The 15264-nt window shown below is 68.9% G+C and carries 15 protein-coding genes; 11 read left to right on the plus strand and 4 right to left on the minus strand.

Going from position 1 to position 15264, the window contains the following annotated elements; genetic code table 11:
* Positions 1-51: 51 nt before the first annotated feature.
* The gene (locus ACZY1G_RS15840; RefSeq protein ID WP_463812784.1) at positions 52-1446 is read left to right on the plus strand and encodes an aminotransferase class III-fold pyridoxal phosphate-dependent enzyme; all 1395 of its coding nucleotides are present in this window, start codon (positions 52-54) and stop codon (positions 1444-1446) included.
* Here the strand turns inward: ACZY1G_RS15840 and ACZY1G_RS15845 are convergent.
* On the minus strand, positions 1443-2090 hold the full coding sequence (locus ACZY1G_RS15845; RefSeq protein ID WP_463822904.1) for a hypothetical protein: 648 nt from the start codon (positions 2088-2090) through the stop codon (positions 1443-1445). The two genes, ACZY1G_RS15840 and ACZY1G_RS15845, sit on opposite strands and share 4 nt — an antisense overlap.
* Positions 2091-2151: 61 nt before the next feature.
* On the opposite strand from ACZY1G_RS15845, the gene ACZY1G_RS15850 reads away from it, so the two are divergent.
* The 3 genes from ACZY1G_RS15850 to ACZY1G_RS15860 all read left to right on the plus strand — a co-directional run bounded on the left by ACZY1G_RS15850 (position 2152) and on the right by ACZY1G_RS15860 (position 4670).
* A complete protein-coding gene (locus ACZY1G_RS15850; protein ID WP_463822905.1) occupies positions 2152-2574 on the plus strand; it encodes a hypothetical protein in 423 nt (140 codons plus the stop codon).
* Between the two features lie 90 nt (positions 2575-2664).
* Positions 2665-3918: a metal-dependent hydrolase family protein gene (locus tag ACZY1G_RS15855; RefSeq protein ID WP_463822906.1), complete on the plus strand. Its 1254-nt coding sequence runs from the start codon at positions 2665-2667 to the stop codon at positions 3916-3918.
* Positions 3915-4670 (plus strand): SDR family NAD(P)-dependent oxidoreductase, encoded by a 756-nt coding sequence (locus ACZY1G_RS15860; RefSeq protein ID WP_463822907.1) that lies wholly within the window; start codon positions 3915-3917, stop codon positions 4668-4670. Before ACZY1G_RS15855 ends, ACZY1G_RS15860 begins: the two co-directional genes overlap by 4 nt.
* On the opposite strand, the gene ACZY1G_RS15865 is transcribed toward ACZY1G_RS15860, so the two are convergent.
* A complete protein-coding gene (locus tag ACZY1G_RS15865; protein WP_463812789.1) occupies positions 4628-6292 on the minus strand; it encodes a diguanylate cyclase domain-containing protein in 1665 nt (554 codons plus the stop codon). The two genes, ACZY1G_RS15860 and ACZY1G_RS15865, sit on opposite strands and share 43 nt — an antisense overlap.
* A gap of 87 nt (positions 6293-6379) precedes the next feature.
* Here ACZY1G_RS15865 and ACZY1G_RS15870 point away from each other — a divergent pair, with 87 nt between their 5' ends.
* The 4 genes from ACZY1G_RS15870 to ACZY1G_RS15885 all read left to right on the plus strand — a co-directional run bounded on the left by ACZY1G_RS15870 (position 6380) and on the right by ACZY1G_RS15885 (position 9767).
* Positions 6380-7393 (plus strand): CobW family GTP-binding protein, encoded by a 1014-nt coding sequence (locus tag ACZY1G_RS15870; RefSeq protein ID WP_463812790.1) that lies wholly within the window; start codon positions 6380-6382, stop codon positions 7391-7393.
* A gap of 16 nt (positions 7394-7409) precedes the next feature.
* Positions 7410-7796 (plus strand): DUF2237 family protein, encoded by a 387-nt coding sequence (locus ACZY1G_RS15875; RefSeq protein WP_463812791.1) that lies wholly within the window; start codon positions 7410-7412, stop codon positions 7794-7796.
* A complete protein-coding gene (locus ACZY1G_RS15880) occupies positions 7796-8446 on the plus strand; it encodes an MOSC domain-containing protein (protein WP_463822908.1) in 651 nt (216 codons plus the stop codon). The genes ACZY1G_RS15875 and ACZY1G_RS15880 overlap by 1 nt, the downstream gene beginning before the upstream one ends.
* Positions 8447-8588: 142 nt before the next feature.
* Positions 8589-9767 carry a mechanosensitive ion channel family protein gene (locus ACZY1G_RS15885; protein ID WP_463822909.1) on the plus strand — a complete coding sequence of 393 codons (1179 nt, stop codon included), beginning with the start codon at positions 8589-8591 and terminating at the stop codon, positions 9765-9767.
* Here ACZY1G_RS15885 and ACZY1G_RS15890 read toward each other — a convergent pair.
* Both ACZY1G_RS15890 and ACZY1G_RS15895 read right to left on the minus strand, forming a co-directional pair.
* Positions 9764-10528 carry an SDR family oxidoreductase gene (locus tag ACZY1G_RS15890; protein WP_463822910.1) on the minus strand — a complete coding sequence of 255 codons (765 nt, stop codon included), beginning with the start codon at positions 10526-10528 and terminating at the stop codon, positions 9764-9766. The genes ACZY1G_RS15885 and ACZY1G_RS15890 overlap by 4 nt on opposite strands.
* Positions 10529-10559: 31 nt before the next feature.
* Positions 10560-11480 (minus strand): sugar-binding transcriptional regulator, encoded by a 921-nt coding sequence (locus tag ACZY1G_RS15895; RefSeq protein WP_463812795.1) that lies wholly within the window; start codon positions 11478-11480, stop codon positions 10560-10562.
* A 184-nt stretch (positions 11481-11664) separates the two neighbouring features.
* Here ACZY1G_RS15895 and ACZY1G_RS15900 point away from each other — a divergent pair, with 184 nt between their 5' ends.
* Genes ACZY1G_RS15900 through ACZY1G_RS15910 form a run of 3 tightly spaced genes read left to right on the plus strand, consistent with a single transcriptional unit; the run spans position 11665 to position 15241 of the window.
* On the plus strand, positions 11665-12669 hold the full coding sequence (locus ACZY1G_RS15900) for an NAD(P)-dependent alcohol dehydrogenase (RefSeq protein ID WP_463814772.1): 1005 nt from the start codon (positions 11665-11667) through the stop codon (positions 12667-12669).
* Entirely contained in the window at positions 12666-14204 is a 1539-nt protein-coding gene (locus tag ACZY1G_RS15905) for a sugar ABC transporter ATP-binding protein (RefSeq protein ID WP_463822911.1), read from the plus strand. The genes ACZY1G_RS15900 and ACZY1G_RS15905 overlap by 4 nt, the downstream gene beginning before the upstream one ends.
* Positions 14201-15241, plus strand: a complete 1041-nt coding sequence (locus tag ACZY1G_RS15910) for an ABC transporter permease (protein WP_463812797.1) — start codon at positions 14201-14203, stop codon at positions 15239-15241. Before ACZY1G_RS15905 ends, ACZY1G_RS15910 begins: the two co-directional genes overlap by 4 nt.
* Positions 15242-15264 lie beyond the last annotated feature (23 nt).

The following is a 15264-nucleotide window of genomic DNA, read 5'->3' on the forward strand; positions in this document are numbered from 1 at the left end:
CGCGCCTAAACGGCGTGGCAGCTGATCACGCAAAAGGACTACGGTTTACCTGTGGCGAACCCGACTCTGACCGACGACACCGCGACCCTGCCCAACGGCCTGACCGCCGACGAGGCCCGCGCCGAAGCCGCCCGCGCGTACGAACTCGACCGTGCCCACGTGTTCCACTCATGGTCGGCACAGGCCGAGATCGCGCCGATGACGATCACCGCGTCGGAGGGCTGCCACGTCTGGGACGGCGACGGCAACCGGCTGCTCGACTTCTCCTCCATGTTGGTCAACACCAACATCGGCCACCAGCACCCCAAGGTCGTCGCGGCGATCGCCGAGCAGGCAGCCAAGCTGTGCACGGTCGCGCCCCAGCACGCCAACGCCGCACGCTCCGAAGCCGCCCGCCTGGTCGCTGAACGCACTCCGGGCGAGCTGAACAAGATCTTCTTCACCAACGGCGGCGCCGACGCCGTCGAGCACGCCGTGCGCATGGCCCGCCTGCACACCGGCCGCTACAAGGTGCTCGCCCGCTACCGCTCCTACCACGGCGGCACCGAGACCGCGATCAACCTGACCGGCGACCCCCGCCGCTGGCCCAACGACCACGGCAACGCCGGGATCGTGCACTTCTTCGGGCCCTTCCTCTACCGCTCGCAATTCCACGCCGTCACCGAGGAGGAGGAGACCGAGCGCGCGCTCGCGCATCTGCGCGACATCATCCGGATGGAAGGCCCGTCGACGATCGCCGCGATCATCCTCGAATCCATCCCGGGCACCGCAGGCATCATGGTGCCCCCGCCCGGTTACCTCGCCGGTGTCCGCGCCTTGTGCGACGAGTACGGCATCGTCTACATCGCCGACGAGGTGATGTCGGGCTTCGGTCGCAGCGGCAAGTGGTTCGCCATCGACCATGCCGACGTCGTGCCCGATCTGCTGACGTTCGCCAAGGGAGTGAACTCCGGCTACGTGCCGCTCGGCGGGGTCGCGATCAGCCCCCACATCGCCGAGACGTTCGCCCACCGCGCCTACCCCGGCGGGCTCACCTACTCCGGGCATCCGCTCGCGACCGCCGCCGCAGTGGCGACCATCACCGCGATGGCCGAGGAAGGCATCGTCGAGAACGCCGCCCGCATCGGCACCGAGGTGCTCGGACCGGCGCTGCGCGACGTCGCGGCGCGGCACCGCAGTGTCGGTGAAGTGCGCGGCACCGGCGTGTTCTGGGCCGTCGAGCTGGTCTCCGACCAGACCACCCGCGAACCGTTGGCTCCGTACGGAAGTTCCAGCGCGGCAATGAATTCCGTGATCGCCGAATGTAAGAAGCTCGGCATGCTGCCGTTTGCCAACTACAACCGTATCCACGTGGTGCCGCCGTGCATCATCACCGAAGAGCTGGCCCGCGAAGGCGTCGACATCCTGGACCGGGCGCTCGACGTCGCCGACGCCGCGATCGGCTAATCCCCGAGTTCGCCGCTGATTCCGCGTTCCAGCGCATGTCGTGCGCGCTCGGGCAGCACCAACAGTCCGTCGAGTTCGCGCTGCGCCAGGCGGTAGGCCCGCTCACGTTCCTGCGGGGTCGCGGCGGTGTCGGCGGCGACCCGCAGCAGCCGCTGCGCGCGCGCCAGACGCTCCTGTTCCTCCGCGGTGAACGCGGCCCGTTTGCGCCGCCGCGCTTCGGCTTCCGCGACGTCGAACGCGGTCGCGTACTCACCGACCGCCTCGACATAGGTCGGTAGGGCGTCCCGGTCCTCGAGCAGCTCAGCGATGTCGGCGGGCCGCAGGAAATCCGCACGCAGCTTCGCGCGGTGGAAGCGTTCGGTCAGCGGATCGCGCAGATCGGTCATCAGCGGGAAGTCCAGCACCTTCGCGGCGTCCAATTCGTACTCCAGCCAGCGGGTGTCGGTGCGATCATGCTGCTCGATCGTCCGCAGCACGGTGCGACGCTGAGCCGCCGTGGCGGGCCGCACTGCCGGCGGCGCCGCGGGGAGTTCGGGGTCGCGTTGGCGCCGCGCGGCGGCTATCCCGCGATAAGTGGCGTAGGCCACGCCGACCAGCGGCACGAGCACCACCAGCAGCTCGACCAACCGGAAGATCAGACCCATCCCGCCAGAATGCCATCAACCCGTGGTTTCGATTCGATACCGACTGGGGAACTAATTAGTCATGCGACACAAGACTCTGAATCTCGGTTCCTTGATCTTCGCGGGCGCGGCGGCGACTGCAATCGCAACTGCGCCCCTGACTTTCGCTCAGCCGGCTCCCCCGCCGTGCTTCAATCCGGACGGCACGCCCTGCGCGTCGATCGGGACAGCGGGTCCGGGTGGTGCGAGCGGCGCCATCCCCGGCGGCCCGGGCGGCACAGCCGGTCCCGGTGGTGTCAGCGGCGCCACCAATCCCGGCGGTGTGGCCGGTGCGGCCGGTCCCGAGGGCGCCAGTGGCGCGATCCCCGGCGGGCCGTCCGGTGTGGCCGGTCCGGGTGGTGCCAGCGGCTCGACCAACCCGGGCGGTGTCGGCGGTACAGCCGGACCCGGCGGCGTCTCGGGCTGCATCCCCGGCGTGGGCTGCGCCTCCATCCCCGTCTCCTGACTCCTGACCGACAACTGACCACCGAACGCAGCCGGACCCGCAACGCGGGTCCGGCTTTTCGGTGTCTGCTCAGCGGCTAGCGTGAGCGCCATGCCGCTGCTGATCAAGAACGTGCGCATCTTCGACGGGTTGTCCGACCGGGTGACGGACGGGCACGTGCTGATCGAGGGTCAGATGATCTCCGCCGTCGAGACATCGCCCATCGCCGAGGCCGACGGCACAACTGTGATAGACGGAGCCGGACGGACATTGATGCCCGGCATGATCGATGCGCACGTTCATCTGGTCGGGATGGCGAACTCGCTGTTGAACCTCGCCATGGGTTCTCAGACACTGCTCGCCGCGACTGCGCTGGCCGGCGCCACCGACACCCTGCTGCGCGGTTTCACCACGGTGCGCGACATGGCCGGCGACACCGCAGGCCTCAAGACGGTGATCGACGCACGACCCGCGCTCGGTCCGCGGATCTACCCCAGCCAGGCCGCGCTGTCGCAGACCGGGGGGCACGGCGACTTCGGCTTCGTCTACGAACGCCCGACCGCGCTGGGCGGTAGCGAGTCCCGCGCCGAACAGATCGGTTTCATGCGGGTCGCCGACGGGCCCGATCGCGTGCTGGCCGCGGTGCGCGAGCAGCTGAAGCTCGGCGCCAGCCAGATCAAGCTCATGGTCGGCGGCGGTGCGGCGTCGCTGTACGACCCGCTCTACACCGTGCAGTTCACCCCCGCCGAGTTGAGAGCCGCCGTGCAGGCCGCCGAGGACTACGGCACCTACGTCGCCACGCACGTCTACAACGTCACTGGGATCCGTCGCGCCGTCGACGCCGGGGTGAAGTCCATCGAGCACGGCCACCTCGCCGACGAACCGACCATCGCGATGCTCGCTGAACGCGAGGTGTGGTTGTCCACCCAGCCGTTCGCCGAGCACGACCACACGTTCGCCAATCCGGCCAGCGCGCAGAAGAACCGGGAGATCTGCGCGGGCACCGACCGGCTGTTCGGCTGGGCCGCCACCCACGGGGTGCGTCTGGCGTGGGGCACCGACCTGCTGTTCGAGCCGGAGCACGCCGATCTGCAGAGCGCGATGATGGTGCGGCTCGGCGACTACATGAGCGCCGTCGCTGCGCTCAAGCTCGTCACCTCGGGCAACGCCGCGCTGCTGCGGATGGCCGGCGACCGGGACCCCTATCGGTCGGCCCGCCTGGGTGAGATCACCGCCGGCGCATGGGCCGACGTGCTGCTGGTCGACGGCGATCCGACCGCCGATCTCTCCCTGTTGGGTGATCCGGCGAAGAACCTGCGCGTGATCGTCAAGGACGGCGTGATCGTGAAGGGGGCCGCATCGTGACGGACCTGGCCGGGCGCTCCGTCATCGTGACCGGCGCGGCCCGCGGTGTCGGCAAGGGCATCGCGACCGCGCTCACCGCGCGCGGTGCGTCGGTGCTTCTGGTCGACCGCGACGAGGAGATGCTGCACGCGACGACCGAAGAACTGTCCGGTGGTTCCGTCGTCTCGTCGGTGGAGGATCTGCGCGAGCCGGACGCCGCCGGACGCATCGTGGCGGCCGCGGTCGAAGCCTTCGGCACGGTGCACGGTCTGGTCAACAACGCGATTGCGACCAACGAGCCCAAGGCTTTTCACGAGATCACCGAGCAGGATTACGACCTCGTGTTCGACGTCGGGCCGCGCGCCACGTTCCTGCTGATGCAGGCCGTGTACCCGGTGTTCGTCGACAACGGCGGAGGCAGCATCGTCAACCTCGGCTCGGGATCGGGGACCCAGGGTCTGTCCCGGTTCGGCGCCTACGGTGCGGCGAAGGAAGCGATCCGGGGCATGTCGAAGGTCGCGGCACTGGAGTGGGGCCGTCACCGCATTCGGGTCAACGTGGTGTGCCCGTACGCCGAAACCGAGAGCATCCGAGCGTGGCGGGAGTTGGACCCGAAGACCTACGAACGCACGGTGCGTGCTGTCCCGCTGGGCCGGCTCGGTGACGTGGCGACCGACATCGGGCCCGTCGTGTGCTTCCTGCTCAGCGACGACGCCGCGTTCGTCACCGGTCAGACGCTCATGGCCGACGGTGGATCGGCCGGTTTCCGCTGACCGATCCGGGTCACGCAGTAGGCCGCGAGAATCCTTGCCAGCGGCGCGATCTCGGCGAGATCGGCGTATCCGTCATGGGAGTAGATCTCCATCAGATAGCTGTTCTCGCCCGCGGGCACACCGATGCCGAGCACCGCCTGATATCCGAGCGCTTCCAGGAGGGCGACCTCGTCGGGATCGGCGGACTCCATCCCCACCGCGGCCAGGAAGGTCGAGCCGTCGGCGATCGCACGCGCCGAGGTGGGGTAGTCGGCGAGGGCGTAGTTCGGCGGTCCGAAGTCCACGAGCACCGTCAGCCCGGCCTCTTGCTTGCGTACGCTGGCGACGTTGCTCACCAGCCGGAGCGCCGTCCCTCCCCCGGTGGTCTCCGAGATCGCCCAGGCCGCCGCGTCCAGTGCCTGCGCGAGGGCGACGGCCACCGCCTCCAGCGCCTGGGCGAGCGTCATCTCCGGCTGCTCGTCGAGCATGCGCACCAGATCGGAGGCCAACCGGTCCACGGCGCGGCGCGGCCCCGTGCGGCGGTCCCACCCGGCGAGGTCTCGTGCATCCACCGACGCCGGTGCACCCGTGCTGTAGCGCGCGGGTCCCTGCCGTTTGGCGTGCAGCAGTGCGGCGTCGGCGGCGGCCAGCAACTCCGCGGCACTGCGAACATCGGGACCTGTCGTCGCGGCACCCCAGCACAGGCTGACCTCGCGATCGACGACGTCGTGCAGGGCGCGGGTGGCATCGGTGGCGAACACCTGCGCCGAGGCCAGCGACGCATCGGGAAGCAGGATGCAGAACTCGTCGCCACCCAGCCGCGCGGCGATCGCGCCCTCGACGGTGTCGGCAAGACCACCCAGCACGGCGGCGACGTCGCGCAGCAGTGCATCTCCCGCAGGGTGACCGTCGCGGTCATTGATGCGCTTGAACCCGTCCAGGTCACACAGGATGGCCACGGGAGTCGATGTCTCCCAATCCAATTCGGCGAAACGCTGGTCGATGGCGCGGCGGTTGGCGATGCCGGTGAGCGGGTCCTGGAGGGCATATCCCCACACCATGTTCAGCGTCTCGGATCGGTTGATCGCCACCGTGATGTACGCCGCGATGGCCGAGAGCAGCTGCGCGTCACCGAGGTCGAATCGCCGGCCGTCGACACCGGAGGCCCAGATCTCACCCCACATCGAGTCGCCGCTCATGATCGGTACGGCGATTTCACTCTCCTTGCCGATCTTGTTCAGCCAGGCAGTGCAGTGCGGGGGGCAGTCGGGCTCGTCGAGGGCGTTGAGGTAGGGGCGGCCGTGCAGCAGCAACTCCGCGACGTGGGGGTCGCCACCCATCGGGTAGTACTCGTCGGCGGGCCAGCGCGTCTCGTCGGGGCCGAGGTCGCCGACGTTGATCAGGGTGCGCAGCGATGCGAGGTCGGCCTCCCAGCGGCTGATCGACAGCGACGACGCCCGAAGCGCGCCGAGCGCCTGCTCCGCGATCACCTCGAGGGCCTCGTCGAATGCGTCGGCCCGAGCAACGGCCTCGGCCACGCGCAGGAGACACCGGAGTACCTGCAGGTCAGAGGCGGCATCGGGGAGCGACAGCTCTTCTGCCGTGCCACCGTCCATGTCGCCGCGCACCCGTCCCACCCCCACGATCCGCGCTCCTGGCGCGGAGAGGCTGATGCTACCGGCGAATGCTGGGAGCCGTCATTTCTTCGCGCGGCGGTAACCTGCCCAGCTGTGCAACCGATACCTGTCATCGCCCTGACCGGTTATCTCGGCGCTGGGAAGACGACGTTGCTCAACCACGTGCTGCGCAGCCCCGACGCGCGAATCGGCGTGGTGATCAACGACTTCGGCGAGCTCAATGTCGATGCCGGGCTGGTCACCGGTCAGGTCGACGAGCCCGCCTCGATCGCCGGCGGATGCATCTGCTGCCTACCCGACGACGGCGGTCTCGACGTGGCGCTGGCCCGGCTCGCCGACCCTCGTCTGCGGCTGGACGCCATCATCGTCGAGGCCAGCGGGTTGGCCGACCCGGTGGCGATCTCCCGCATCATCCGGTTCAGCGGCGTGGACGGGATCCGCTCAGGTGGCGTGGTCGACGTGCTGGATGCGGTGACGCACTTCGACACCGTCGACCGGGACGCCAGCCCACCGGCACGCTACGGCGCCGCGACGTTGGTGGTGGTCAACAAGCTGGACCAGGTCGAGCCGCAGGAGCGCGACGCGGTGCTGCGCCGCGTCACCGACCGGGTACGCGAGACCAACCCGCACGCGCAGGTCGTCGGCGCCACGGCTGGACGGATCGACCCGGCCCTGCTGTTCGACGTGGCCGCCGACGAGCAGATGGGGCAGCTGACGTTCCGGGAGCTGCTGACAGCTGCCGACGACCGTCCGCACGAGCACACGCACGCGGATTCGGTGACCGTGCTCAGCGACGGGTGCGTGGACCCCGGCGCGGTGCTCGACCTGCTCGAGGAACCGCCCGCCGGGGTGTACCGGATGAAGGGCACGGTGGCGGTCCGGTTCCGTGGCGCGGTGCGCCACTACGTGGTCAATGTCGTCGGCGCGTCCGTGCACGTCGCGCCCGCCCCGGCGAACTCGCCGGCCAACTCTCTGGTCGCGATCGGCATGCACCTCGACATCGACAGCGTGCGCGCGGCCGCGTCGGCGGCGCTGGCGCCCAGCGACGGAACCGCGGCGGCACCGGCCATCCGCCGGCTGCAGCGCTACCGCAGGCTCAGCATCTGACACCTAGGCTGAACCGGTGGCAGAACTGAACGTGCTCGGCGAGCAGCTGGACCCGTGCAGCACCGAACCCCTGACCGGGTTCTACCGCGACGGTTGCTGCAGCACCGGCGACGAGGACCTCGGCGTGCACACCATCTGCGCGGTGGTGACCGCGGAGTTCCTCGCCCATCAGCGCTCGATCGGTAACGACCTGAGCACGCCGATGCCCGCCTACCGGTTCCCCGGGCTCGTGCCCGGCGACCGCTGGTGCGTGACGGCGCGCAACTGGCTGCGAGCACATCAGGACGGGCAGGCCTGCCCCGTCGTGCTGGCCTCGACACATGAACGCACCCTCGACGTCGTACCGCTGGACGTGCTGGCGTCCTATGCCGTCGACGTGCCCGACGACTTGGCGGACCTGTGATGGCTTCGGTGTTGACGGTGAACACGGCGTCCTCGCCCATCGATCTGGGCGAGCTGCGCACCGGGATCGACAAGCGGCCCAGTGCCGAACCCCTCGAGGTGAGGGCTCCCGGGCCGCGCAAGGACGGCCTGGGCAGCGGCGTCGTCGGCGACTCGATCTGCAACCGCCGCTATCACGGCGGCGACGATCAGGCGGTGTACGCCTACGCGCGGGAGGATCTCGACCGATGGGCCGCTGAGCTCGACCGGGAACTGACCAACGGGGTGTTCGGCGAGAACCTGACCACGACCGGCGTCGACGTGACCGGTGCGCTGGTGGGTGAGCGGTGGGCGGTCGGCTCGGACGGCCTGGTGCTCGAGGTCACGAGCCCGCGCACCCCGTGCCGGACGTTCACCACCTGGCTGGGGATTCGCGGCTGGATGAAGACGTTCACCGCCGCCGCGCTGCCCGGCGCCTACTTCCGCGTCATCTCCCCCGGAACCGTGCGCGCGGGCGACGCGATCGAGATCGTCTCGCGGCCCGACCATGGCGTCACCGTGGGGGTTGTGTTCCGCGCGTTGATGTCCGAGCCGGAGCTGTTGCCCGAGCTCGCGGTGGCCGACGCGCTGCCGGACAAGATCAAGCGACAGGTGGCCAAGCGTGTGAGGTGAGTCGCAATCGCGTCGCAGATCCTGCGATGCGGTTTTGCACCGGGACATCGCAGGGAACGCTCCTGACGCGCCGACACTGCCGTCACGCGACGAAGACGTCCCTTCTGGCGCAGACCCCCGATCCCGAGGAGCTGTTTTCCCTGTGGACAACGCCATCGCCCCTGCAACTCATCTGGCCACCGCCGCAGCATGGGTGGCCGGTGCCATCGCGCTCGCGTACGTGGTGGGCCTGGCCCTCTCCTGGCTGCTCCAACGACTGGGCCGGCGCAGCCGTGTCCTGCGCGATGTCGCCGATCTGACCCGCCGACCCTTACGCGCGACCCTGGTGGTGATCGCGGCATCCGTCGCCGTGCGGCACGCCTCGGACGGGCAGACTGCCTGGCGCGGCTGGCTGGACCACGCGCTGGTGATCGCTGTGATCGGCACGTTGACCTGGCTGGTGGCCAGCCTGCTGATGGTGGCCGAGCGTCAGGTCATCGACCGGTTCGCCGGGGGTGACACCGGGCTGACAGACGCCGACCGGCACCGACGCAAGATCCGCACCCAGGTGATGACGCTACGCAGGCTCGCGGTCGCGGTCGTCGTCGTTCTGGGCGTCGCGGCGACGCTGATGACGTTCCCGTCGTTCTCCGATGTCGGGAAGACAGTGTTCGCTTCGGCGGGCGTGTTGACCGTGGTCGCCGGGCTGGCCGCCCAGACGTCACTCGGTTCGGTGTTCGCCGGTATCCAGATCGCCTTCTCCGACGCCATCCGCGTCGGCGACGTCGTGGTGCTCGAAGAGGAGTGGGGACGCATCGAGGAGATCACGCTGACCTACGTCGTCGTCCACCTGTGGGATGAGCGGCGATTGGTTCTGCCCTGCACGTACTTCACGACCACTCCGTTCCAGAACTGGACCCGCAACGCAACCCAGCTGCTGGGAACGGCGGAATTGGATGTCGATTTCACTGTGCCGTTCGACGCGATGCGCGCCGAGCTGGATCGGCTGTTGCGTGCCAACGACAAGTGGGACGGCCGCGTGGGGGTGCTGCAGGTGACCGACGCGGTCGACGGCGTGGTACGGGTTCGAATGCTGGTCAGCGCGCCCGACGCCGGGCAGCTGTTCGACCTGCGCTGCGATGTCCGCGAGGGCATGGTGGCGTGGCTGCAGCGCACCAATCCCGGCGCACTGCCTGTTCGGCGTATCGAGCACCAAACCGACGCGGTGCGCGGCAATAACCGCGACGACGTGTATCGCGATGCGCCACAGGCGGATTCGGGGCTGTTCAGCGGTAGCGCAGACGCCGAGCGCCGCAATCGGGCGTTCGAGAAGACCGGCTAACGGATCGTGTAGCCGCCGTCGATCAGCAGGTCGGCACCGGTGATCATCGCAGCGGCATCGGATGCGAGAAAGACTGCAGCCGCAGCGATTTCGTCAGGATACGCGAAGCGGCCGGTGGGGATCTGCTTCTTCAACTCGTCGCCGCGCGGGCCGTCCCAGGCTTTGCGCCCGAGCTCGGTGAGCACCACGGTCGGCGAGATCGTGTTCACCCGCACCCCGCGCGGTCCCCACTCCGAAGCCAGCACTTTCGACACGCCCACGACGCCGAACTTCGACGCGCAGTACGCGACGTGCTGGTCGAGGGCCACGGTCGCCGCCTGGGAGGCCATGTTGACGATCGCGCCCCCGCCCGCGGCGAGCATGTGCTGCCCGACGGCCTGGCTGACCAGGAAGGTGCCGGTGAGGTTGACCGCGATGGTCTTGGCCCACGCGTCGAGGGGCAGGTCCTCGGCGGGGGCGAGCATCACGATGCCCGCACTGTTGACGAGGATGTCGATCCGGCCGAATGCGGCGACGACCTCGTCGACGGCCGCGGTGACCGACGTCGGGTCGGCGACGTCAGCGGCGAATCCGCGGTTCTCGGAACCGATTTCGGTCGCCCTCCGCTGTGCAGCGTCGCCGTCCAGGTCGACGACGGCGACCCGGGCGCCCTTGGTCGCGAATGCGGCGGCGATGGCGGCGCCGATGCCGGACGCTCCTCCGGTCACCATTGCGGTCTTACCGGTCAGCGGGAAGCTCAGATCGACTACCGGCTCGGTCATGGTGGAGTCCTTTCGCTGGGTGGATGCGGCCTCAGTCGAGGACTGCGGCCGCGATCTCGGTGTCGGTCACCAGTGCGGAGATCAGGCCGGACCGCAGGACGGCGCGGGTGGCGACGATCTTCTCCGCTCCGGCGCAGATCGCGATGACGGTGGGGATCGCGCGCAGGCCCTGCTCGGTGATGCCCATGCGCCGCTCGTCGAGACCGGCGACGCGCAGACCGTCCGCGTCGAGCAGCAGGCCGCAGGTCTCGGCTCGCACGCCCGCCTCGTAGAGCGCCGCGGCCTCCTCTTCGGGCACCGACGTGTACACCTGTGAGGCCTCGGCGGTCCAGCCGCCGACGGACACGAGCGCGCAGGTGACCCGGGAATGGTTGGCGAACGCGTCCTTGATCGGCGGTGTGCTCGCCAAGCTGCGGGCCGTGCGGGCGTCGCCGACGACGTAGGGGGCGTACAGCGGCCAGGATTTGCCGCCGGTGACCTCGGTGATGCGCCGGGTCAGGTCGGCGCCGTTGGAGGTGAGGCCGCCGGCCAGTCCGGTCAGCTGGACGACGTCGCAGCGCGGGAGGTCGTGCAGGTAGGGCGCGATGCGGGTCATCGTGCGGCCACAGTCGATGCCGATCACGTCGCCCTTGCGCAGGACGGAATGCAGCAGATCGGCCATCGCCTTGGCGACGGCTTCGACCCGGTCGGCGGTGTTCTTGGACTGTGCGACAACGGCATAGGCGTGCCGCAGCGAGTACCGCTTCTGCAGAGCGCTGGACAGGCCGACGTCGATGGAGCCCGGATCGTGGATCGTGATCTCGACCATGCCGGATTCGAGTGCCTCTTCGAGCATGCGGGCGACTTTGAAGCGGGACAGGCCGAATTCCTCGGCGATCTCGACCCGGGTGCGTCCCTCGAGGTAGTAGCGGCGGGCGATGACGGCGCGCTGGAACAGCTCGTCCGGTCCCATCTCGCCTCCCCTCTCGCCGATCACCAACTCTGCTCATATGAGCACACCTGCTTGACATGTGAGCATAGCCCAGAGAATGATCCACATCACAAGGATCAAATGAGCGGCTCTTGTAACAGATGAGCGCGAGGAGTGCGATGTGACCGTGGCCAGTTCCGATACCGCCGCACCAACCCCGGCCACCATGCGGGCCAGCGTCATGACCGGCGTCGGCGCCCTGCGGATCGAGGACAGACCCGTCCCGGCCCCAGGCGATCACCAGGTTCTCGTCGAGGTCGCCGCCGTGGGCGTGTGCGGCTCGGACGTGCACTACTACCGGCACGGCCGTATCGGCGACTTCATCGTCGAGCAGCCGATGATCCTCGGCCACGAGCTCTCGGGGCGTATCGCCGCGGTGGGCGCCGGCGTCGACCCGCAGCGGGTCGGCCAGCGCGTGGCGGTGGAACCGCAACATCCGTGCCGCCGGTGCACCCAGTGCCGCGCAGGCCGATACAACCTGTGCGCGCACATCGAGTTCTATGCGACCCCGCCGATCGACGGCGCCTTCTGCCGCTACGTCCTCACCGACGACGACATGGCCCACCCGGTGCCCGATTCGATGTCTGACGACGCGGCCGCACTGCTCGAACCGCTGTCGGTCGCCATCGCCACCATGCGCAAGGCGCACGTGGCCCCGGGCACCTCGATCCTGATCGCCGGCGCCGGGCCCATCGGCGTCATCTGCGCGCAGACGGCCCGCGCATTCGGGGCCGCCCGCATCGTCGTCACCGACCTCGTGGCCTCCCGCCGGGACAAGGCGCTCCAGTTCGGCGCGACCGAGGTGCTCGATCCCACCGCCGTCGACGTCGCGAGCATCGATCCCGTGGACGCGTTCGTCGACGCGACCGGCGTGCCCGCGGCGGTGGTCAGCGGGATCAAGGCCGTCGGCCCGGCCGGGCATGTCGTCCTGGTGGGCATGGGCGCCGACGAGTACGCGCTGCCCGTCGCCCACATCGCCAACAACGAGATCAACCTCACCGGGATCTTCCGCTACACCGACACCTGGCCCGCGGCGATCCACCTGGTGTCCAGTGGCGCTGTCGATCTCGACGCGATGGTGACCGGCCGCTACGACCTCGAGCACGTCGGTGAAGCGCTCGACAGCGATTCGGACCCGGCCAGCCTGAAGTCGATCGTGGAGCCCCGATGACCAGCGGAGCGCTGTTGCGCTGCAGCGACATTCGCAAGAGCTTCGGCGGTGTGCCGGTGCTCGAAGGCATCACTCTGGACCTGCAGCCGGGCACGGTCACCGCACTGGCCGGCGAGAACGGTGCGGGCAAGTCCACGCTGATGAAGATCATCAGCGGCCAGTACAGCGCCGATCAGGGCACGGTCACTGTCGGTGATGCGACGTTGACACCGGGCAACACCAAGGACGCGGTGCGCCACGGCGTGGCGATCGTGCCGCAGGAACTGGCCTCGATCGAGAACATGTCGGTCTACGAGAACCTGTTCGTCGGACGGGAACTCACCGTCGGTCCGTTCCTGAACCGGCGCGCGATGATCGACCAGGCGCGCGATTCGCTGGCCGTCTTCGGCGTCGCGATCGACCCGTCCGCGCGGATGGGCAGCCTGCCGGTCGGGCTGCGGCAGATCGTCGAGATCGTCAAGGCCGCCAGCACCGGCGCGCAGATCGTGATGCTCGACGAACCGACGTCAGCGATCTCCGAACGCGAGGTCGAGGGCCTCTACAAGGTGGTGCGCCGGCTGCGCGAGCACGGCGTGGCGATGGTGTACACCACCCACAAGATGGCCGAGATCCGCGCGATCGCCGACCGGGTCGTCGTGCTGCGCGACGGCGGGCTCATCCTCGACAAGGAGATCGACGACGTCAGCGACGACGACATCGTCACCGCGATGATCGGCCGTGAGCTCGACGCGCTGTTCCCAGACCGCCCCACACCGGGCACCGATCCCGTGCTCGAGGTGCGTGACCTCCAGGTCGAGGGCGCCTCGGGACCGGTGTCGTTCACCGTCCACGCCGGCGAGATCGTCGGTCTCGCGGGCCTCGTCGGCGCAGGACGTACCGAGCTGCTCGAGGCGATCTTCGGGGCGCGGTCCAGCAGCGATGGCCAGATCACGGTGCGCGGCAAGACCGTCAAGCGCAATCAGCCGGCCGCGGCGATCACCGCGGGCATGGCAATGGTGCCCGAGGACCGCAAGTTGTCCGGGGTGGTGCTGTCGATGAGCGTGCTCGACAACGGCACCCTGCCCCGGCTCTCGTCGTTCTCTCTGGCCGGCTGGCTGCGCACCCGGGCGCGCAACAAGGCGGTGTCCGAGGTGATGTCGTCGGTGCGGCTCAAGACGCGCGGGCTGAGTCAGGAGGTCGGCACACTGTCCGGCGGCAACCAGCAGAAGGTGGTGCTGGCGCGCTGGCTCACCGGAGACGTCAACGTGCTGCTGCTCGACGAGCCGACCCGCGGCGTCGACGTCGGTGCCCGCAGCGAGATCTACCGCATCGTCAACGAATTCGCGGCGGATGGGATGGCGGTGCTGATGGCATCGTCGGACATGCCCGAGATCGTCGGGCTCTCCCACCGCGCATTCGTGATGCGCGAGGGCACGTTCGTCGGAGAGCTCGACCGCGACGCCCTCGACCACCCCGAGGTCCAGGAATCGGTCTTCCGCCTGGCCACCGCACTCGACAGCAGATCAACGACGACCCCGCAGCAGGAGGCTTCATGAGTACCGACGTCGACAGCAGCGCACAGCCGCCCGGCCCGTCAGCTGCCCCGACCGTCGCCTCGCCGATCACCGGCGAGCCGGTGAAACTGTTCTCGCGGCAGTGGATTTCGGGCGTGCTCCTGCGCTACTCCATGGTGATCGTGGTGCTGCTGGTCATCGCCTACTTCAGCTACCGCAGTGCGCGCTTCTCCACCCCCGACAACCTGATCACGATCCTGGTGGCCGCGGCGCCGTTCGCGCTGATCGCATTGGGTCAGACTCTGGTGATCCTGACCGGCGGCATCGATCTGTCCGTGGGCAGCGTGATCGCGGTGTCGGCGATGTCGGCCGCAGCGACAGCCAAGGCCAACCCCGGCCAGGTGTGGATGACCGTGCTGGTGGCCCTGCTGGTCGGCCTGGCCGTCGGCTGCGTGAACGGATTCCTGGTGTCGCGCATCAACGTTCCACCGTTCATCGCCACGTTGGGCACACTGACGGCGGGCTCCGGTCTGGCGTACGTGATCGGTGGTGGGGCCCCGATCAACGGGTTGCCCGCCGAGTTCGGCTCCATCGCCAACACCAAGATCCTCGGTCTGCAGATACCCGTGCTGCTGATGATCGTCGGCATCATCGCGCTGGCGATCATCATGAAGCGCACCACCTACGGCATGCGGGTGTACGCGGTGGGCGGAAACCGCAACGCCGCCGAGATCGCCGGCATCAACGCCAAGAACGTTCTGTTCAGTGTCTACGCGATCTCCGGTCTGCTGGCCGGACTCTCGGGCGTCATGCTCGCCTCCCGCGTCATCTCCGGCCCGCCGAACCTGGGCCAGGGCTACGAACTCGACGCCATCGCAGCCGTGGTGATCGGCGGCGCCAGCCTCATGGGTGGACGCGGCAGCATCTGGGGTACCGCGCTGGGCCTGTTCATGATCATGACGCTCAACAACGGCCTCGACATCCTCGTCGTCCCGGCGTACTGGCAGGACGTCATCAAGGGTGTGCTGATCGTGGCCGCCGTCGCGGTCGACGTCTGGTCCTCCAGGAGGCGTACCTGACGACAGCCTGGATCGAGTTGTAC

This window comes from Mycobacterium sp. IDUB_5, from assembly GCF_055419565.1.